This window comes from Mailhella massiliensis, from assembly GCF_900155525.1.
Taxonomy (GTDB): domain Bacteria; phylum Desulfobacterota; class Desulfovibrionia; order Desulfovibrionales; family Desulfovibrionaceae; genus Mailhella; species Mailhella massiliensis.
Genome location: NZ_LT706952.1, coordinates 462,670 through 482,256, shown reverse-complemented (window position 1 = coordinate 482,256; position 19,587 = coordinate 462,670). Strand labels below are relative to the sequence as shown.

The following is a 19,587-nucleotide window of genomic DNA, read 5'->3' as shown; positions in this document are numbered from 1 at the left end:
GTGAAGCCGGGACGGTCGGCAGAAAGAGACTCGGCGCGTCGATCATCTCTGTTCTGCGCGGCGTGGAGACCTGTTTCGTGCGCCTTGCGTGGCGAGTCCGGCGTTTTTGCTGAAAAGGCGTTTCTCCCGCAGCAGATGGCGGTTCCGGGCCGCTCCGGGAAGGAAGAGGACTTTTCCGTCTCCCTTTGAAATACCTTGCCGGTCGGGAATCGCCTTTCTGCACATCTGGGGAAGGGCGCACATGCTGTCTGTACAGCCTGCCATGCGGACAAGGGGAACGGGAAGCCCCACTGAGGAGAACACCGGTCTGTTATGCCGGAGGTGCGGACAGGGCCAGCCGTCGGCTTTCGGCAAGGAAAGGGAGGCATGGGCTGTCTGCCCGAGTTTTTTTCCTGCCCGGAGAACAGTCCCACAAGCCCTCCGCCTGTTCCGCCCATACGGACGGCGCAGATGAACCGTGTCCGACCTTCCGGCCGAAGCGCGGAAGAAAAAAAGGGCTCCGGCACAGCGCACGGAGCCCGGAAAAGCCTTACGACCTTTGTCGGTTAATCCTTTTTGGCTTCTTCTTCCTCGCGCTGCTTCTTTTCCTCTTCCTCGCGCAGGGCGCGGCGCAGCACCTTGCCCACCAGAGACTTGGGCAGTTCCTCACGGAATTCGAACATGCGGGGAACCTTGTAGGAAGCGAGCTTGGAGCGGCAGAAGGCTGCCAGTTCCGACACGGTGATTTTTTCGCCTTCCTTGGGCACGATGTATGCCTTGAGGGTTTCACCGCGGGATTTGTGGGGCACGCACAGGGAAACGGCTTCCTTGATTTTGGGATATTCGTGCAGCACTTCGTCGATTTCGCGGGGGAAGACGTTGTAGCCGCCCACGATGGCCATGTCCTTCTTGCGATCGACGATGAAGTAGTAGCCGTCGTTGTCGCGATAGGCGATGTCGCCGGTATGCAGCCAGCCGCCCGCGAGGGTGGAGGCCGTTTCCTCGGGCTGGTTCCAGTAGCCCTTCATGACCTGCGGGCCGCGCACCACGAGTTCGCCGCATTCGTTGTCGCCGAGTTCCTTTTCTCCGGTTTCCAGATCGACGATGCGTACTTCCGTTTCCGGGATGGGCAGGCCGATGGAACCGATTTTCTGGAGCCCGTACACAGGGTTGGCGATGACCACGGGGGAGGCTTCCGTAAGGCCGAGGCCTTCGGTGATGTTGGCGTGGGTGATGTCCTGGAACTGTTTCAGGCTGGCCTGCGGGAAGGGGGAAGAGCCGGAAATGCACAGTTGTATGCAGGTGAGGTCATACTGGGCGATGTCCTTCTGCTGCATGAGGGAGATGTAGACGGAGGGCGCGCCCACGAAGAAGGTGGGGCGATGCTTTTTGATGAGTTCCAGCACGTCGTGGGGGGCGTAGCGCGGCACCGGCATGGTGGAGGCGGCAAGCACGGTGGGAAGCACGATGTTGCCCATGAGCCCGAAGACGTGGAAGAAGGGCATGATGCTGAGGAAGCTGTGGGAGGAGGTGGAGGCATCGCAGTGCAGCAGGGCCAGAAGCTGCTGTATCTGGGCGGAAAGGTTGCCGTGGGTGAGCATGGCGCCCTTGGCGAAGCCGGTGGTGCCGCCGGTGTACTGGAGCAGGGCCAGAGCGTCGGCGGGATTCTTGGGTTCCTCGCTGTAGCGGCGGCCCGTTTTGAACATGGATTTCCACGAAACCACGGCATGGCCGTCGAAGCGGACCTCGGGCAGATTGCCCTGCCGTTTGGCCTGCAGAGGCTGGAGCAGGTTCAGGGGGAAGGCCAGCGCGTCCGCAATGCGGGTGACCACGCAGGTCTGTACGCCGAGACGCGCGCGCAGAGGCTCTATTTTGGACCAGAACAGATCGAGGGTGACGAGTATCTTGGGTTTGGAGTCGCTGAAGTGATGGGTCAGTTCCTTTTCCATGTACAGGGGATTGGTCATGACCACGGTGGCGCCGGCCTTGAGCGCGCCCCAGAAGGCGATGATGGTCTGGGGGAGGTTGGGCAGCATGATGGCCACACGGTCGCCGCTGTTGAGTCCGTGCCCGCGCAGGGCGGCGGCGAAGGTTTCGGCCTTGTCCTTCAGTTCTTTGTAGGAAAGGGTGAGATTCTGGAAGATGACGGCCTTGCGGTCGCCGAAGTTGGCGGCGGCATCGTCGAGATAGGACTGGAGGGAACGGGGAGTGATGTCGATGTGGGCGTCGGCGCCCTCGGGGAGATGGGGCAGCCATGCGGGGATAGGATCAGCCATGAAACGTGTCCGTGTTTTTATAGAGGTATGTACCGGGCTCCTGTCTGGGGGGATGCCCGTAAGGCCGCGACGCGCGCCGCAGGGCGGTGAGCGCGTGGAAACAAGTACTCCAAACGGGAGTCATTCTATCGGCAGAGGCGTGTTCTGTCACGCACAAAGTGACGGGAAAGGCGCGTAAAAAAAGGGTTCCCGTTCAGGGAACCCTTGTGAAGAAAAAGCTTGTCCGCCTTCAGAACGTATTTCAGGCGTTCAGCGCGCGGGCCACGGCGGGCATGTGCCAGTCCACTCCCAGCGTGCAGGAGGTGAGCTTGAGCGTGGGCGCGCTCTGATGGCGCTTGAATTCCGCCATGGCCACCTTGTGCACCACGCTGCGCACCACATCGTCGGCCACTCCGGGAACCACCAGCGTTTCCGGGTTGCCGCCGTTTTCCAGAAGTTCGCGCAGAACCGCGTCCAGCACTTCATAGGGCGGGAGATTGTCCTCGTCCACCTGACCGGCGTGCAGTTCGGCCGAAGGAGCCTTGGTGAACACGTTTGCCGGGATGATTTCCGCACCGCGCATGTCGTTGTAGAAGCGGGCCACCTTGTACACGTCGGTCTTGTAGATGTCGCCTATGGGTTCCAGCGCGCCCACGGTGTCGCCGTACAGGGTGCAGTAGCCCACCGCGTTTTCCGACTTGTTGCCCGTGCCGAGCACGGCGCGGCCCAGACGGTTGGCAAAGGCCATGAGAAGCGCTCCGCGTATGCGGGGCTGGACGTTGTCGGCCGTAAGGTCGTTTTCCACGGCGGGGAGACCGGCGAAAATGGGGGAAAGCACGGAGTCGAAGGCGTCCATCATGGGCGTGATGGGGGCCGTCACGGCCTGAATGCCGAGGTTCTTCGCCAGCGTTTCGGCATCGCTTTCACTGTGGTCGGAGCTCCAGCGCGAAGGCATGAGCACGCCGAGCACGCGTTCCGGCCCCAGGGCTTCCGTGGCGATGCAGGCCACGAGAGCGGAATCCATGCCGCCGGAAAGGCCGATGACCACGCCCGAGAGTCCGCACTTCTGCACATAGTCGCGCACGCCGACCACGCAGGCGCCGAACAGGGCTTCCGGTCCTTCGGGGGCTTCCTGCACGGTTTCGGGAGCGGCTCCGCCCAGAATGGGCAGGGCGGAGGCGGAAACGGCCCGGGATTCCAGCTCCACGGCGACGGCCGCTTCCTCAAAGGCGGAGGCGCGGGCCACGGCTTCGCCCGAAGCGTCGAGCACGAAGCTGCGGCCGGAGTAGATGAGGCTGTCCGTGGCTCCGCACTGATGCACGGCCAGTACGGGCAGCTTCCAGAGTCCGGCAAGGGCGGCGCAGTGCATTTCGTTCTTTTCCTGATTTTCCGGCAGGAAAAGTTCGGAAGAAGTGAAGAGCACCGCGTCCACGGAAGCGGCTCCGCGGGAACTCTTCAGAAGACCGAGGGCCTCCTGATGCGCCCAGGCGGGTTCGCTTTCGGGAAGATACAGAGAAGGTCCGTCCGGGATGCGGATGATGCCGTTGGCCTGACGGGAAAGGGCGATGAGCCGCCCTTCGGAGAGCAGAACATACAGGGGCACTTCCGCCCCGGTGAGGGAAATGAGCATGTCCGGCCCGTGTTCCAGCATGGCGGCCAGTTCATGGGCGGCGTCGCGGCAGCGGCGGTAGAAGCCGCCGATATGCTTCAGCGATTCCCACGGAACGCCCGCCAGGGCATAGGCCGGGGGAATGCAGAGCGTGCGCTTTCCTGCCGGAGCGGGAGAAAGCTCCGCCGCCTTCATGGCCATGTCGGCCAGTTTGCGTGCGTTGCCGTGAACGTCGCCGGGAATGGGGTTGTGCTGAAGAAGAATGATGTGCATGGGTCAACCTCGGTAGCGGCTCGTAACGGCTAGTTGTGCAGAACGTCCTGCATGGTGTACAGGCGGCCGGGCTTCTGGGAAACGATCCAGCGGGCCGCGCGCAGGGCACCGTTGGCGAAGTTCTCCCGGGAATGGGCCTGATGGGTGATTTCGATGCGTTCTCCCGGGCCCATGTAGTACACGGTGTGCACGCCCACAACATCGCCGCCGCGCAGAGACTGTATGCCTATTTCCGCATGTTTGCGCGGTTCGCGCACGTCGAAGCGGTTGGTGTTGATGTCCGCACGGGTCAGCCCCTTTGCCTTGAGCAGCGGGTCGGCCAGAAGCAGGGCGGTACCGCTCGGCGCGTCCTTTTTCTTGTTGTGGTGGATTTCCATCATTTCCACGTCGTAGGCTTCGCCGAGCAGTTCGGTGAGGCGGGGCAGGATGTCCATGATGACGTTGATGCCCACGCTCATGTTGGCGGAACGGAAGAGGAGGCTCTTTTCCGCCAGCGCATCCAGTTCGGCGAGCTGTTCATCGGAAAAGCCCGTGGTGCCGATGATGACGGGGTTGCCGTGCGCTGCGCAGGCGCGGGCCGTGACCATGCTGGATTCGGGGGAGGTGAAGTCGATGACGACGGCCCCGGGACAAGCGGGCAGTACCGTGGAGATATCGCCGGAAACCGGCGTGCCGGAAGCCTTGAAGCCTTGAAGCCTGTCTTCGGCTTCGGGGCGTTCCAGCACGGCGGCCAGGGTAAGATCGTCCGCCTCCGACACGAGGCGCGCGATGGTGGAACCCATGCGGCCCGCCGCACCCATGACAATGATGGAAAGTGCCATATGACTTCTCCAGGTCTTGAAGGATGATGCTCTGCAAATAATCATAAAAAAATCTGCACGGGAGCGCAACGTATGCGGGTTAATTCACATCAAAGCGGATACGGCGGGAATACGGCAATGAAGGGAAGGCAAAAAACGCCGGAAAAGGCGCGTAAGACAAGGACTCTCTTGCAACGATGCGGCGCCGCGGGGCGGGCGCTTACCTTGCGGCGGACGTTTCTTTTCTCCTTCGGGGCAGCCTGTTATGCCCGTGCCGGCACGCATGAGGCAGGCTGTACGTTGTTATGGGAAACGGTCCGGTGAAAAGAAGGCATTCTCAGCCGGTTGTTCTGGAAACGCCCGCCCCAAAGGTCAGCTTGCTCCTTTATGGTGGGGCTCGGGCGTGGTGCTGTTTCTTCTGCGGGCCGGGCGATGAGCGTTCCCGGCAGGTCGGAGCGCGTTTTTTGAGAAGAGGAACCGGTACGGAGCGGAGTGGTGCAGGGAGAAAGGAAGGCTCCGGGCAGGCTGCGGTACGAAAAAGCCCCGCCGCATCCTTGAAGGAAACGGCGGGGCGTGATGCCTGTATCAGGCACGCGTGTTACGCGTTGCCTTCCACGATGTTCACGGCGATGCGGGAGATTTCCAGCTCTTCATCGGTGGGAATGACGGCCACCTTCACGCGGGAACCTTCCTTGCTGATGAAGTGGGGTTCGCCGCTGCGGATCTTGTTCACTTCCGCATCGAGTTCGATGCCGAATTCTTCGAGGTTTTCCAGAATCTTGGCACGCACGGGAGCGGCGTTTTCGCCGATGCCGCCGGCAAAGGCGATGAGGTCCACATGACCGAGGGCGGCCATGTAGGCGCCGATGTACTTCTTCACGGAGTAGCACTGCGTGTTGAAGGTGAGGATGCAGTCGGCATCGCCCGCAGCCACGCCGGCTTCGATGTCGCGGCTGTCGCTCTTGCCGCACATGCCGAGGAAGCCGGACTTCTTGTTCATGAGGGTGTCGATTTCATCGCAGCTCAGGCCTTCGTTCTTCATGAGGAAGGGCACGATGGCGGGGTCGATGTCACCGCAGCGGGTACCCATGACGAGACCCTGCAGCGGGGTGAGGCCCATGCTGGTATCCACGCACTTGCCCGCACGCACGGCGGAAACGGAACTGCCGTTGCCGAGATGGCAGACGATGACATTCACCTCGGAAGGCTTCTTGCCGAGCAGGGCGGCGCCGGCCTTGGACACATAGCGGTGGGACGTACCGTGGAAGCCGTAGCGGCGGATGCGGTACTTGGCGGCAAGTTCCTTGGGCAGGGCGTAGGTGTAGGCGTAATCGGGCATGGTGGCATGGAAGCCGGTGTCGAACACGGCCACGTTGGGCACGCCGGGGAACAGCTTTTCCATGGCTTCAATGCCGGTGAGGTTGGCCGGGTTGTGCAGCGGGCCGAGGGGGATGTAGTCGCGGATGACCTGCTTCACTTCTTCGGTGACCAGGGCTTCCTGATAGTCGGGGCCGCCCATGAGCACGCGATGGCCGATGACCACGATTTCCTTCGGGTCGTCGATGACGCCGCCGAGTTCGCGTTTCATGAGCACTTCCGCCACCTTGGCCATACCGGCGGCATGGGTGTCGTAGTTGCCGGGATATTCGAACTTTTCCGTCTCGCCGTTTTCATGGAAGCGCTTGTGGGTGAGCATGCTGTCGGCGGAGCCGATGCGTTCCACAAGGCCCTGGCAGAGGCGGCGTTCGGTTTCCTTTTCCAGAACCTGGTACTTGAAGGAAGAGCTGCCGCCGTTGATGACGAGAATTTTCTTGACCATTAGTTGAGCCCCTTTTCGGCCTGAGCCTGGATTGCGGTGATGGCGACGGTGTTCACGATGTCGGGAACGGAGCAACCGCGCGAAAGGTCGTTGACGGGCTTGCGCAGGCCCTGAAGCACGGGGCCGATGGCCACGGCGTTGGCCGAGCGCTGCACGGCTTTGTAAAGGTTGTTGCCGGTGTTGATGTCGGGCACGATGAAGACGCTGGCGCGTCCGGCCACGGGATCGCCGGGAAGCTTGGTTTTGGCGGTGGCGGCATCCACGGCGGCGTCGTACTGGATGGGACCGGTGATGAGCATTTCAGGAGCCTTTTCCCTGGCGAGGCGGGTGGCTTCCTTCACCTTGTCCACGGTGGGACCCTTGCCGGAATTGCCGGTGGAGTAGGAGAGCATGGCCACACGGGGTTCCAGGCCGAAGGCGGCGGCGGTTTCCGCGGTGGTCACGGCGATGGTGGCGAGCTGTTCGGGATCGGGATCGAGGTTGATGGCGCAGTCGCCGTAGGTGTTCACGCGGTCCTTGAGGCAGACGAAGAAGGCGCTGGACACGATGGAGGCCGTGGGCTTGGTCTTGATGAATTCAAGGGCGGGGCGCACGGTGTGGGCGGTGGTGTTCACCGCGCCGGAAACCATGCCGTCGGCCTTTTCCTTGTAGATCATCATGGTGCCGTAGTAAGTGTTGTCGGCCATCTTTTCGCGGGCCTGCTCGATGGTCACGCCCTTCTTGGCGCGGAGCTGTGCATAGGTTTCCGCAAAGTCTTCGAAGTCGGGGGAGTTCACCGGATCGATGATTTCCGCGCCTTCCACGCTCACGCCGAGTTCCGCAGCGCGGGCATGAATCTTTTCGGGGTTGCCCAGAAGAATGATGGAAGCCACCTTGCGTTCGATGAGGATGGCGGCGGCGTTGATGAGTCTGTCTTCCTCGCCTTCGGGCAGCACGATGCGCATGAGGTGCTTCTGCGCCTTTTCGATGAGACCGAATTCAAACAGGCGGGGAGTGATGTGGCCTTCGCACTTGTCGAGAATGGAGGCAAAGGCGGCGGCCTTGCTGCTCACGGGGAAGGAGAAGGCGGCGGCAACGGCCTTTTCGTCTTCTTCGCTCATGCCGGAAAGGAACACGCCGAGCACATCCACGCACTTTTCCTTCATGCCGCACTGGAAGGCGAGGATGGTGGCCGTCACTTCAGCGACGGAGGCGCCTTCGCCGGAGAGGGCAAGCACCACGGGAGCGCCCATGTTGGCGGCCACGCAGGCGTTCAGGGAAGCTTCCAGCGCGGGGCTGTTGCCGGCAAAGTCCGTACCTTCGCAGAGCACGAAGTCGGCATCGGCGGAAGCCTTTTTCCATGCGGCGAGAATGTCGTCGATGAGGGCGTTGCCCTTGCCGCCGTTGATGTGTTCAAGCGCGGTGGCGAGGCAGGGAACGGGGCGGAACAGAACAGGGGCCTTGGCGGAACCTTTGATAAGATCCATCAGCCCGGCGACGGCTTCAGCCTTGCCGGACTTCGCCGCGAGGGCGGTGACGAAAAGCGTGCGTGCCATGGGGCAACTCCTTAAAAATAGAGAATCTTCAGCCGGGAAAGAAAACCTTTAAGGGAAGAGAACGTCTGCTAAGTGTAATATGCTGGGGAATGGAGTCAAGAGCCGTACCCCGCCCCGGAGGCGGAGCGCCGGGAAAAGAATTGCTGCAACATGGTATGATGTAAGGAGAAATGCTGTTCCGAGAAAAATTGATTGAGCGCTCAACTTGGTTTTTTCGGGAGAGAAAAGAACGCTCTTTTCCGGCGGCGGAACGGCAAAGCCGTCGTCAACGGCGTTTTTTCCGCTGCTTTTTCCTCAGGCAACACGTCTTTTCCGGGACTGCTGCCGGGGAAGGTTCCCGAAAAAGCCGGGAAAGGGGGCAGGGAATCACGGCCGGACATGCTCCGGCGGCGGCCGAAGCGGTGCACGGCGGAATCCTCCCTGTTTTCTTCGGCGCGGCGAAGCAGAAGAGGGGAAAAGGGGGAAGACATCGGGAAGGAACCGGGAGGGGACGGCTCAGGGCGGGAATGGCCTCATCGTTTTTCGGGCATTTTCGGCGTACGGAGGCAGCGTATGTTCCGCATGTTGCGGAAGAAAGAAGAAAAGCCCCGCAAAGCTGAACCTGCGGGGCCTTGAATGGCGAAGCGGATGGGACTTGAACCCACGACCTCCGGCGTGACAGGCCGGCGTTCTAACCAACTGAACTACCGCTCCAGATATGGAGTGGGGGAAAAACCCTTTTAAATAAAAATGGCGAAGCGGATGGGACTTGAACCCACGACCTCCGGCGTGACAGGCCGGCGTTCTAACCAACTGAACTACCGCTCCGTTTTCGCATGGTGGGCAGTACAGGACTTGAACCTGTGACCCCCGCCGTGTGAAGGCGATGCTCTACCAACTGAGCTAACTGCCCATGCGCAGGTATGTGTTTAGGGAAAATGTTCCCTTCTGTCAACAGAGATTCCTCAGGTTTTCCGGGGCGGAGGGAAGACTTTTTCTCAACGGAGCAGAAACGCCGCTTTTTTTTCGGGAAAGAACGAAGAACGCCGTCTTTTCCGTCCTGCGGAGAGTAAAAGAAAAGCCCCGCAAACTGAGCTTGCGGGGCCTTGAATGGCGAAGCGGATGGGACTTGAACCCACGACCTCCGGCGTGACAGGCCGGCGTTCTAACCAACTGAACTACCGCTCCAAATATGGAGTGGGGGAAAACCCTTTTAAACAAAAGTGGCGAAGCGGATGGGACTTGAACCCACGACCTCCGGCGTGACAGGCCGGCGTTCTAACCAACTGAACTACCGCTCCACTTTTCGCATGGTGGGCAGTACAGGACTTGAACCTGTGACCCCCGCCGTGTGAAGGCGATGCTCTACCAACTGAGCTAACTGCCCATGCGCAGGTATGTGTTTAGGGAAAATGCCCCCTTCTGTCAACAGAAAAAACGGGATTTGCGCGATTTTTTTTTGAAAGGTGTATGTAACCTGTTTATTTTGTTCGTTTTACCGGAAATCAGGATTTTTCCTGATACAGACCGCGTTTTTTCAGTTCTATTTCCACGCAGGCCAGCGCCGCCGGGGTGACGCCGGAAATGCGCCCTGCCTGCCCCAGCGTGAGGGGGCGTATGGCGTTCAGCTTTTCCTGTATTTCGCGGGAAAGCCCCGCAATGCCGGTGTAGTCCATGTCGGCAGGCAGACGTACGGACTCCTGCCTTGCGGCGCGGCGCACCAGTTCATCCTGAAGTTCCAGATAACCGGAGTAGCGGAGTATGGTTTCCGCCTCCTGCACTATGCCCTCGGGCGCGTCGGCCAGTTCCGGCAGGAAGACGGAAAGGCGGCGCAGGGGAAGCTGCGGACGGCGGCCGAGATCGGCCAGCGTGACGGCCTGGCTGGGGCAGGGTTCGCCGAGCCCGGCAAAGGCGGCCTGCGTGGCGGAGTCGGGCGTGAGGCGCACGGAGGAAAGCCGGCCGAGAAGACCGTGCAGCGCCTCCTGCCTTTCGCGGAACACCTGCCACTGATGGTCGCCCACGAGGCCGATGTCGCGGCCGCGGGGGGTGAGGCGTTCATCGGCGTTGTCTTCGCGCAGGAGCAGGCGGTATTCCGCGCGGGAAGTGAACATGCGGAAGGGTTCGTTGGTGCCCTTGGTGACCAGCTCGTCGGCCAGCACGGCCATGTAGGCTTCGCTGCGGGCGGGCAGGAAGGGGGCCTTGCCCGTGATTTTGGCGTCGATGTTGAGCGCGGCCCAGAGGCCCTGGGCGGCGGCTTCCTCGTAACCGGAGGTACCGTTGATCTGCCCGGCCAGCCACAGGCCGTCCACCTTGCGGGTTTCAAAGGTGGGGCGGAGCTGCACGGGGTTCACATAGTCGTATTCGATGGCGTAGCCGGGTCGCACGATTTTCGCCTCTTCCAGCCCGCGTATGGAATTCACCATCTTTTCCTGAATATCCAGGGGCAGGCTGGTGGAAATGCCGTTGGCATAGTATTCCTGCCTGTCGAGCCCTTCCGGCTCGATGAAGACGTGATGGCGGTCGCGTTCGGGGAAGCGCGCCACCTTGTCTTCCACGGAGGGGCAGTAACGTGCGCCCACGCCGGTGATGACGCCGGTGAACAGGGGCGAGCGGTCCATGCCGGAACGGATGATGTCGTGGGTGCGTTCGTTGGTCCAGCTGATGTAGCAGGGCACCTGCGGCAGCACGGGGCCGGGGCCGCTGAAACTGAAGCCCTGGGGCGGAGTATCGCCGTACTGGGCTTCCAGCACGTCGAAGTTGATGGAACTTGCCAGAAGGCGCGGCGTGGTGCCGGTTTTCAGGCGGCCCAGGGTGAGCCCCAGCGCACGCAGGGAATCGGAAAGCTGCATGGCCGCAGAATCGCCGAATCTTCCCGCGCTGTAGTGTACGAGGCCCACATGCACCAGGCCCTGAAGGAAGGTGCCCGTGGTGAGAAGAACGTGGTCGGCGGAAAATTCCTTGCCGAGCTGCGTACGCACGCCGCGCACGGTACCGTTTTCCGCCACGATTTCCGTTACCATGTCCTGCCAGATGGTGAGCCCTTCCTGAGCGAAAAGGTCGCGTTTTGCCGCCGCAAGGTAGGTTTCGCGGTCGATCTGCGCGCGTCGGGCGCGCACGGCCGGACCCTTGCTTGCATTCAGAATGCGGAACTGTATGCCCGCCTCATCGGCCCATTTGCCCATGCAGCCGCCGAGGGCGTCGATTTCGCGCACCAGGTGCCCCTTGGCCAGCCCGCCGATGGCGGGATTGCAGGAAAGGTGACCTATGCGGTCCACATTGCTGGTGATGACCAGAACGTCATGGCCCAGACGGGCGAGGGCCATGGCTGCTTCACAGCCGGCATGACCGGCCCCGACGACGATGCAGGAATAATGTGTCATTGGCTTACGGACTTGGTTGAAGGCTGGAACAAAGAAAGGTTGAGGAGGCCGCCCCGGCGGCAGGGCGGAAAAGCGGGGTTCTTCCGTACCGTCCCTGAAGGCGCGGAAGGCGGAACATCTCCGGCGTGCCGTGGGGAAAAAGGCCTTTCTGCCCCGGGGAAGGGGGATGTTGCCGGGATGCTCCGCACCGAAAAGAGGCGGCATTCCGGCCGGAGTGAGGGAGCGCGGCTCCCCCTGCGCTCCGCACGTTTCCGCCCTTCGGTACGCCATGAGGCCGCGCGACCGGAAAATCCGGGGGCGGCGGCCTCATGGAACGCGGATATGCCCGCGATGCTCAGTTTTCGTAGAAGGAACGCAGGGTCTGGCTTCTCACCGGATGGCGGAGCTTGCGCAGCGCCTTGGCTTCGATCTGACGGATACGTTCACGGGTGACGTTGAAGAGCTTGCCCACTTCCTCGAGGGTGTGGTCGGACTTTTCGCCGATGCCGAAGCGCTTGCGCAGCACCTGTTCCTCGCGGGGGGTGAGGTCGGCCAGCACGGAGGCGATCTGTTCGGAAAGCTTGGTGTTCACCACCTCTTCGGCGGGGGCCACGGCCTTCTTGTCCTCGATGAAATCGCCGAGGCTCGAATCTTCCTCGTCGCCGATGGGCGTTTCCAGGGAAATGGGTTCCTTGGCGATTTTGAGCACCTTCTTCACCTTGTCCACAGGGTAGTCCATGCGGTCGGCGATCTCCTCGGGGGTGGGGTCGCGGCCGAGCTCCTGCACCAGATAGCGCGAGGTGCGGATGAGCTTGTTGATGGTCTCTATCATGTGCACGGGGATGCGGATGGTGCGGGCCTGATCGGCGATGGCGCGGGTAATGGCCTGCCTGATCCACCAGGTGGCGTAGGTGGAGAACTTGTAGCCGCGCTGGTACTCGAACTTGTCCACAGCCTTCATGAGGCCGATGTTGCCTTCCTGAATGAGGTCGAGGAACTGCAGGCCCCTGTTGGTGTACTTCTTGGCGATGGAGACCACAAGGCGCAGATTGGAACGGATGAGTTCCTGCTTGGCGCGCATGGAAGCCACCATGCCGCGGCGGATGCGCCAGAGCACTTCCTCAAGGTCGTCCACATCGTGGCAGCACTTTTCGCGCAGACGCTGGAGGCTTTCGATCTTGCCCACGATGAGTTCCTTGTAGGAAAACATCTTGTCCACGCTCATGTCCAGTTCCGCGGCCACGTCCTGCATGGAGCGGGTGCGGTTGTCCAGAGCCTCGAACAGGGCCTGAAGTTCTTCCTGCGTCTTGCCCGTGGTGGCCACATAGGCGTCGAGTTCGCGCTGGTAGTTCTTCATCTGACGGACGTAGTCCTCCACGGTTTCCACGATGCGGTCGATGAGCGTCTTTTCCAGCTTGATTTCGCGCAGACGGTCCACCACTTCCTCCTTGTACTGGAGGATTTCCTTCTGCGTGGCGGTCACGCGGCGTTCCAGGGTGCAGCAGGCGTCGAGCTTCTGATAGATCTTGTGCTTTTTCTTGTAGATGGCCTTGATCTCGTCGAGGAGCAGAATGACGCGCTGGCGCTGGTTCATTTCATCTTCGGTGGGGTCGTCTTCCTCAATGGTCTTGACCACATCCTTGAGCTTGATGCGGTTCTGCTTGAGGTCTTCGCCCACGTTGATGAGTTCCTCCACGGCCACGGGCACTTCCACCAGGGCGTAGAGCACGTCCTGTTCGCCGGTTTCTATCTTCTTGGCGATGACGACCTCGCCGTCGCGGTCGAGCAGCGGCACCGCGCCCATTTCGCGCAGGTACATGCGCACGGGGTCGGTGTTCCGGGCCGCGAAGTCGCCGGAATCGTCGGAGCTGAGGTCGAGGGGAAATTCCAGGGAACCGTCGTCCGTTTCATCGAACACGATGTCCACGGGATCGTTTTCCGCGTCGGCATGGTTGACGACGATGGACTTGCCTTCCTTTTCCGTATCCACGATGGCGATGTCCATCTGATCGAACATCGCTATGATTTCTTCGAAATTCTCGGGCGTGCTCATCTCCGCGGGGACAGATTTGCTGACTTCCTCGAAGGTGAGGTAGCCGGCAGATTTGCCCTTGGCGATAAGAGCCTTGACCTGCTGGATTTCTTTAAGATTATTGGTCACTACGCCTCCCTCGCGCTTCAAGAAGCGCGCGCATGTATTCCCGTTGTGCTTCCCGGCTGGCCGTGCCCTGGCGAAGGGCCGCCACGACGGAAGCCATATGCGATGTCTTCTGCAAATTATTCAGCATCCGCTGAATGGCGATAAGCTCGCCTTCCTCATTGTCGAGCGGCGGGGCTTCTTCGCCCCGGCATCGGATCCAGAAATTCTTTTCCTTCGGGTCGAGTTCGTCGAAGGCCTGTTCGGAACCGTAACGGGCCAGCTTTTCCCAGAGCCTGAGCGCCCAGGGAGCCTCCAGCGCAAGGTCGGCCCCGGCGGCCTGAAGGTCGGGCAGGCGGTGCGGGTAGCGCACCGCAAAGGTCATGATTTCCCTGTCGCGGGAAATGGCGTGCGGCGTCGCGGACTTCTGCATCTGAAACGAGGCGGCCTTTTTCTTTTCCAGCACGCCCCCGCGCAGCTCCGCCTCCGAAAGGCCGAGCCCTGTGGCGAGTTCCTGGGCGAAGCGGTGGAAAAGCTCGGGCATTTCCACCTGGGAAAGAAAGCGTCTCACCCATTCCACGGCCTCGCGGGGGGCCATGCTCCGCAGTACCGACAGGCAGAAGGAAAGCCCGTCCTGCGCGTGGGCGCGCAGCTCTTCCACGGCTTCGGCCCCGTAGGAACGGAGCATACTGTCGATGTCGTTGTCGCCGGGGAAGAGGATGACCCTGCAGGAAAGCCCGCGCGAAAGCAGCATCTCGCAGGAACGGAAGGCGGCCTTGCGGCCTGCGCCGTCGCCGTCGAACATGAGTTCAAGATGCGAGCTGAAGCCCGAGAGCCTCTTGATCTGTTCCGGCGTGAGCGCCGTGCCGAGCACGCCCACGGCCTGCGTGTAGCCGTACTGATGCAGGGTGATGACGTCCATGTACCCTTCGGTGAGGATGATGTTCTTCTTCACCGCAATGGAGGGCCGTGCCTGAAACAGGCCGAAGAGGTGCTCCCCTTTCTTATAGATGGGCGAATCGCTGCTGTTGATGTATTTGGCGTCGTCCTCTCTGGCGAGCGAGGGGATGATGCGCCCGCCGAAGGCGATGGCCTGACCGGAAAGGCTGCGTATGGGGAACATGAGCCGGCTGCGGAAGCGGTCGAAGGTGCGCCCGCCCTGACTTCTGGAAAGCAGCCCGCATTCCACGGCCGCCTCCGGGGAAAAGCCCGCGCGGCGCAGCGTGTCGGTAAGATCCTGCCAGGAATCCGTGCTCCAGCCCAGCCCGAATTTTTCCTGAAGCTCCGGCGAAATGCCTCTTTCCGCCACATAGTCGCGGCATACGGCCGCACCGGCGGAAGAAAGGTTGCTGTGAAAGTGCGCGGCGGCAAGCTCGTGCATCTTCAGCATGTCGCGCTTCTGGGAACGCTCCTGCCTTGCGCCGGGATTCGGGCGGTAGGATTCGAGCCTGACGCCCGCCTCTTCGGCAAGGGCGGCCAGAGTTTCCTTGAAGTCCAGACCGTTCAGACGGCCGTAGAAGTCGAAGATGTCGCCGGAGGCCTGGCAGCCGAAGCAGTAGAACGTGCCCTGTTCCTCGTTGATGGAGAAGGAGGGCTTGGTTTCCTGATGGAACGGGCAGGGCGCGACGAGACGGGAGCCTACGGAACGCAGCTCCACATAACGCCTCGCCATGTCGGCAAGGCTCACGCGCGATTTTATCGCCTGTATCACATCGCTGTTTTTCATGTTCTATGCCAGCATCCTAACGGAACAGTACCTGCGTCATGCCGTCGCCGCCCTGATCTTCCGGGGCGGTGTGGTAGGATTCCACGCCGGGGAAGGTCCGCAGAAGTTCGTGCACGGCCTTGCGCAGCGCGCCCGTGCCCCGGCCGTGAACGATTTCCACGCCTTCCACGCCGGAAAGCAGGGAACGGTCGAGGAACTGCTCAAGTTCCGCCAAAGCTAAATCAGCACGCTTGCCCCTCAAGTCAAGGCGCAGGAACGAAACAGGGCGGGAAACTTTCGTCGTCACGGAAGCCTTCGGCCCCGCGGCCGCTCCTGAAACGGGCTGAAGATCGGAAAGCGGGGCCCACATGGTCACGCCGTTCAGGTCTATCTTGCCCTTGCCGTTCTTTTCGTCGACTTCGCGCAGTACGGCCTTCTTGTTCCACATGCGGTGCAGCACCTCGCCGCCCACGCGGAAAAGGGAAGGATCGGCCGCAGGCTTTTCCTCCTCCATATCTCTGGCGGAACGGGCGAGATCCGCGCGCAGGCGGGACATTTCCTTCTGCGCCTGTTTGGCCGTGGCCTTGCCGCTCTTGTAGTCGCGCATGAGCTCCTGCGACATGCGGCGCACTTCCTCGTCGAGTCTCTGGCGCTCCTTCTCCAGCTTCTGCTGCAGAGATTCGCGTCTGTCGCGCAGGCGGCGTTCCTCGTCCTTCAGGCGGGAGAGCTCTTCCTCCCTCTGCCGGGCGAGTTCGTTGAGTCGTTCCATTACCGCGCTTGCGTCGTCGCCGTCCATGAGCAGGTAATGTTCCGCACGGCGGAGCACCGACTCCGGCAGGCCGTGTTCGCGCGCCACATCCAGCGCCTGGCTTGCGCCCACCTGATCGTAGGCGAGGTGGAAGAGCGGCTTCTTGGTGGAAGGATCGAAGATGACCGAGGCCGCGCGCACGCCGTCGTGGGTGAGCGCGTAGCTCTTGAGCGCGGGAAAGTGCGTGGCCGTCACCGTGTAGGCGCCCTTTTCCAGAATGCCGTCCAGCACGGCCTGGGCCAGAGCCGCGCCCTGCGAAGGGTCGGTGCCGGAACCGAATTCGTCGAGCAGCACCAGCGCGCGCCCGTCCAGATGCTCCCAGATGGAGGAAAGGTGCCGGATCTGCCCGGTGAAGGTGGAAACATGGTCGTCCAGGCTCTGTTCGTCGCCGATGAAGGCGTACACGTTTTTCCAGAAGGGCAGGGTGGAACCTCCCTCCACGGGAACGGGCAGCCCGGCGAGCGTCATGAGCGTGATGAGCCCGAGCGTCTTCAGCGCCACCGTCTTGCCGCCGGCGTTGCCGCCGCTGATGACGAGCACGCGGTCGCCTTCACGGAGAATGAGGTCGGCAGGTTCGATGCGGCGCGGGCCGGTGTAGTTTCTGTCGGCGGCATGGCGGGCGGCTTCCAGCACGAGAAGCGGATGACGCGCGCCGGAAAGACGCAGCAGCGCTCCTTCCTCCAGCGGCACGCAGGTGCCGGAAAGCGCGGCGCCGAGAGCGCACTTGGCCTGGCACAGGTCCACCTGCACGAGCAGATTCCACGCGGATTCCACCATGGGCATTTCCTGCGTGATGAGGTCGGCGATCATGCGCAGCACCTTGCGCTCTTCCTCGCGTTCCTCCTGCTTGAGCTGCTGCAGGCGGTTGTTCTGCTCCACCAGGAACATGGGTTCGAAATACAGCGTTTCGCCCGTGTTGGAATAATCGTGGATGATGCCCTGCACCCGGCCCTTGAAGTTCGCCTTGAGAGGCAGAACGTAGCGGTCGGAGGAGAGCGTCATGTAATCGTCCTGCAGGTAGCGGCCGATATTGTATTTTTCCGCGAATTCCTTCACACGGCGCAGGCAGTTCTGATGAATGCCCCGCAGCTCGCTCCGCACCAGAAGAAGCCCGGGAGAGCTTTCATCCTTAAGGTAGCCGTCGTCCCCCACGCAGCGCGTGAGTGCGGAAAGGGTGAGTTCGGGCAGGGGGAAGCCGCAGGCGAGAACGTCCAGAAGCGGACGGCGTTCGGCCCCGGCATGGATGCTCTGGGCCGCGCGGCGGGCGAGGGTGAGGGTTTCCTTCAGCGCCCACAGGCCGTCCATGTCGAAGAGAGCCTCGGCATGGGAACGCACATGGGCGAGCAGGCCGGAAATATCGGGGAAGGCAACGGGAGAAAACTCGCCCTCGGCCAGCCAGGAGCGCGTTTCATCATAAAGGTGCTGACTTTCGCGCACCTTTTCCTCGTTGTCCATGGGGCGCAAGGCAAGAGCGGCTTCCTTTCCCGCCTCGGAAAGGCAGAAGTCGGAAAGCCGTTCAAGCACGCGGGGAAATTCCAGAGCGTGAAGTGTTCTTCCGTCCATAGATCAGCCGGCCTGCTGCAGGCGCGCCTTCACCGCGGCGCTCACGGCCTTGCCGTCCACACGGCCTTTGTATTCCGCCATGATGGCGCTGATGGCGCGGCCCATGTTCTTCATGCCGCCGTCAAGCAGGGGGGCCACCGTTTTTTCCACCACTTCGGCAAGTTCCTCTTCCGAAAGCTGGGCGGGCAGGTAGGCCTGAAGCACGGCGACTTCCGCGGCTTCCTTTTCGGCAAGGTCGGCGCGTCCGGCGGCATTGTACTGCTCGATGGAGTCCTGCCGCTGCTTGACCTCGCGCAGAAGCACGTTCATGTAGTCGTCATCTTCCAGGGGGCGCATGAGCTCCACCTGGCGGTTCTTGGCCGCCGTCTTCAAAAGGCGCAGCGTGCCGAGCTTCACCTGATCCTTGGCCTTGTAGGCCTGGATGTAATCCTTGTCTATCTGTTCAGCGATACTCATAGCGTCTTCTTCATCCGCCGCCGGGGAAGCGGCGTCCTTTTCTGGGGGAGGGCTTCCTCCCTGAAATGGCAAAAGAGCCGGAAATCAGCCTGATGAAAGGTCCAATTTCCGGCTCCTGAAACCGGTCTGCATACGGTTCAGAACCCATGCGAACCGTTGTCGTCGAAGATTACCCCATGTTGACCTTGCGCATCTTCTTCATGAGGCGCTTACGGGCAGCGGCCTTCTTCTTCTTGCGCATGACGCTGGGCTTTTCGTAGTGCTGGCGCTTCTTCATTTCAGAAAGAACGCCGGCCTTTTCCACCTGCTTCTTGAAGCGACGCAGAGCGATGTCGAAATTGTAATCGTCTTCGTTGAGAAAAACTCCGGGCACAGAAATCACCCCCTTTCAGCGAATCTCTTGTTCCGTCCGATCCGCCAGTTCTCAGGGAGTGAACCGAAGGGAAAAACGGAAAATGTGGACCCTGCTCACGCCGTGAGCGCGAAAACGACACCGGCTCTCGGGGCAGGGAGAGAGAAAAACTAAAACAGATTGCAACAAAAAGCAAGCCCCCGGGGTGCCGTACTCCGGGGAAACCTGCAAAAAAAAGGAAAAATGTTGCGGACGCGGCCGCCGGGAACCATGTACGGCGCCTTCAAGCGCTGTTCAGGCCGCCCCGCCCGAAGGCTTGCACGGCCTGAAACGTGCCCGAACGGCGCTCCCGCAGGAAGTGAGTTCCGAAGAGAACAGGCTTCTGCGGGCGCGCGGACTTTTGCACAGGCGCGTTGTCGCGCGTTTTCTCAGTGTTCCTTGTGCCCGCCGTTCTTCGCGTCCCTGATGGCGCGGGCGAACACCAGCGTCAGCCCGATGCCGAGGATGAGAAGCACCGAATAGAGCACGCCGAAGAAGATGGCGTAGTCGGGCTGCCACAGGGGCAGATCCCAGGGGAAGGGGCCATGTCCATTTTCACCATGAATAAGCATGAAGACTCCTTGAACGGCTGGCGGCCTGACTCCCGAGGGCCGGGGCATGGCCGTTCGACTACTGTATCTGCTTTTTCAGATTAATGCCAGCCCTGAATTTCACGACCTTGCCGGCGGGAATGGTGATGGCTTCGCCCGTGCGGGGGTTGTGGCCCTTGCGTTCCTTGCGTTCTTCCACCACCAGGGAACCGAAGCCCGGCAGGGAAAGCTTGCCGTCGGCGGCGAGGGCTTCCTGAATGGCTTCGAGCAGAGCGTTCAGAGACTGCTCGGCGCTGCTTTTGCTGATGGCGGCCTGTTCGGCGATTTTGGCGATAAGTTCGGCCTTGGTCATAAACTGCTCCTTTCTG

General features: G+C 61.5%; 13 protein-coding genes and 6 tRNA genes. All 19 read right to left on the bottom strand.

From position 1 onward, the window contains the following. Positions 1–545 precede the first annotated feature (545 nt). The 19 genes from CZ345_RS12315 to CZ345_RS12220 all read right to left on the bottom strand — a co-directional run bounded on the left by CZ345_RS12315 (position 546) and on the right by CZ345_RS12220 (position 19,571). On the bottom strand, positions 546–2,255 hold the full coding sequence (locus CZ345_RS12315; RefSeq protein WP_077073413.1) for a long-chain-fatty-acid--CoA ligase: 1,710 nt from the start codon (positions 2,253–2,255) through the stop codon (positions 546–548). A gap of 241 nt (positions 2,256–2,496) precedes the next feature. Continuing rightward, positions 2,497–4,116, bottom strand: a complete 1,620-nt coding sequence (nadE, locus tag CZ345_RS12310; protein ID WP_077073412.1) for an NAD(+) synthase — start codon at positions 4,114–4,116, stop codon at positions 2,497–2,499. Positions 4,117–4,145: 29 nt separating this feature from the next. Next, positions 4,146–4,937 carry a 4-hydroxy-tetrahydrodipicolinate reductase gene (gene dapB, locus CZ345_RS12305; RefSeq protein ID WP_077073411.1) on the bottom strand — a complete coding sequence of 264 codons (792 nt, stop codon included), beginning with the start codon at positions 4,935–4,937 and terminating at the stop codon, positions 4,146–4,148. Positions 4,938–5,514: 577 nt separating this feature from the next. Then, the gene (locus tag CZ345_RS12300; RefSeq protein ID WP_077073410.1) at positions 5,515–6,735 is read right to left on the bottom strand and encodes an acetate/propionate family kinase; all 1,221 of its coding nucleotides are present in this window, start codon (positions 6,733–6,735) and stop codon (positions 5,515–5,517) included. Further along, positions 6,735–8,201 (bottom strand): phosphate acetyltransferase, encoded by a 1,467-nt coding sequence (pta, locus tag CZ345_RS12295; protein ID WP_420538683.1) that lies wholly within the window; start codon positions 8,199–8,201, stop codon positions 6,735–6,737. The genes CZ345_RS12300 and pta overlap by 1 nt, the downstream gene beginning before the upstream one ends. Positions 8,202–8,886: 685 nt before the next feature. Next, positions 8,887–8,963 (bottom strand) — tRNA-Asp (locus CZ345_RS12285). Between the two features lie 37 nt (positions 8,964–9,000). Further along, positions 9,001–9,077, bottom strand: a tRNA-Asp gene (locus CZ345_RS12280). Between the two features lie 9 nt (positions 9,078–9,086). After that, a tRNA-Val gene (locus CZ345_RS12275) sits at positions 9,087–9,162 on the bottom strand. Positions 9,163–9,360: 198 nt separating this feature from the next. Then, positions 9,361–9,437, bottom strand: a tRNA-Asp gene (locus tag CZ345_RS12270). Between the two features lie 36 nt (positions 9,438–9,473). Then, a tRNA-Asp gene (locus CZ345_RS12265) sits at positions 9,474–9,550 on the bottom strand. 10 nt (positions 9,551–9,560) lie between these two features. Beyond that, positions 9,561–9,636: transfer RNA gene (locus CZ345_RS12260), tRNA-Val, on the bottom strand. A gap of 118 nt (positions 9,637–9,754) precedes the next feature. After that, a complete protein-coding gene (mnmG, locus tag CZ345_RS12255; RefSeq protein WP_077074094.1) occupies positions 9,755–11,629 on the bottom strand; it encodes a tRNA uridine-5-carboxymethylaminomethyl(34) synthesis enzyme MnmG in 1,875 nt (624 codons plus the stop codon). A 334-nt stretch (positions 11,630–11,963) separates the two neighbouring features. Beyond that, the gene (rpoD, locus tag CZ345_RS12250; RefSeq protein WP_077073407.1) at positions 11,964–13,769 is read right to left on the bottom strand and encodes an RNA polymerase sigma factor RpoD; all 1,806 of its coding nucleotides are present in this window, start codon (positions 13,767–13,769) and stop codon (positions 11,964–11,966) included. Further along, positions 13,759–15,471 (bottom strand): DNA primase, encoded by a 1,713-nt coding sequence (gene dnaG / locus CZ345_RS12245; protein WP_077073406.1) that lies wholly within the window; start codon positions 15,469–15,471, stop codon positions 13,759–13,761. The genes rpoD and dnaG overlap by 11 nt, the downstream gene beginning before the upstream one ends. 16 nt (positions 15,472–15,487) lie before the next feature. After that, positions 15,488–17,821 carry an endonuclease MutS2 gene (locus tag CZ345_RS12240; RefSeq protein ID WP_077073405.1) on the bottom strand — a complete coding sequence of 778 codons (2,334 nt, stop codon included), beginning with the start codon at positions 17,819–17,821 and terminating at the stop codon, positions 15,488–15,490. A 3-nt stretch (positions 17,822–17,824) separates the two neighbouring features. Next, a complete protein-coding gene (locus CZ345_RS12235) occupies positions 17,825–18,277 on the bottom strand; it encodes a GatB/YqeY domain-containing protein (RefSeq protein ID WP_077073404.1) in 453 nt (150 codons plus the stop codon). A gap of 169 nt (positions 18,278–18,446) precedes the next feature. Continuing rightward, entirely contained in the window at positions 18,447–18,650 is a 204-nt protein-coding gene (gene rpsU / locus CZ345_RS12230) for a 30S ribosomal protein S21 (protein ID WP_077074093.1), read from the bottom strand. Positions 18,651–19,057: 407 nt separating this feature from the next. Continuing rightward, complete coding sequence (locus tag CZ345_RS12225; RefSeq protein ID WP_077073403.1) at positions 19,058–19,240, bottom strand: hypothetical protein; 183 nt, start codon at positions 19,238–19,240, stop codon at positions 19,058–19,060. 58 nt (positions 19,241–19,298) lie between these two features. Next, positions 19,299–19,571, bottom strand: a complete 273-nt coding sequence (locus CZ345_RS12220) for an HU family DNA-binding protein (protein WP_077073402.1) — start codon at positions 19,569–19,571, stop codon at positions 19,299–19,301. Positions 19,572–19,587 lie beyond the last annotated feature (16 nt).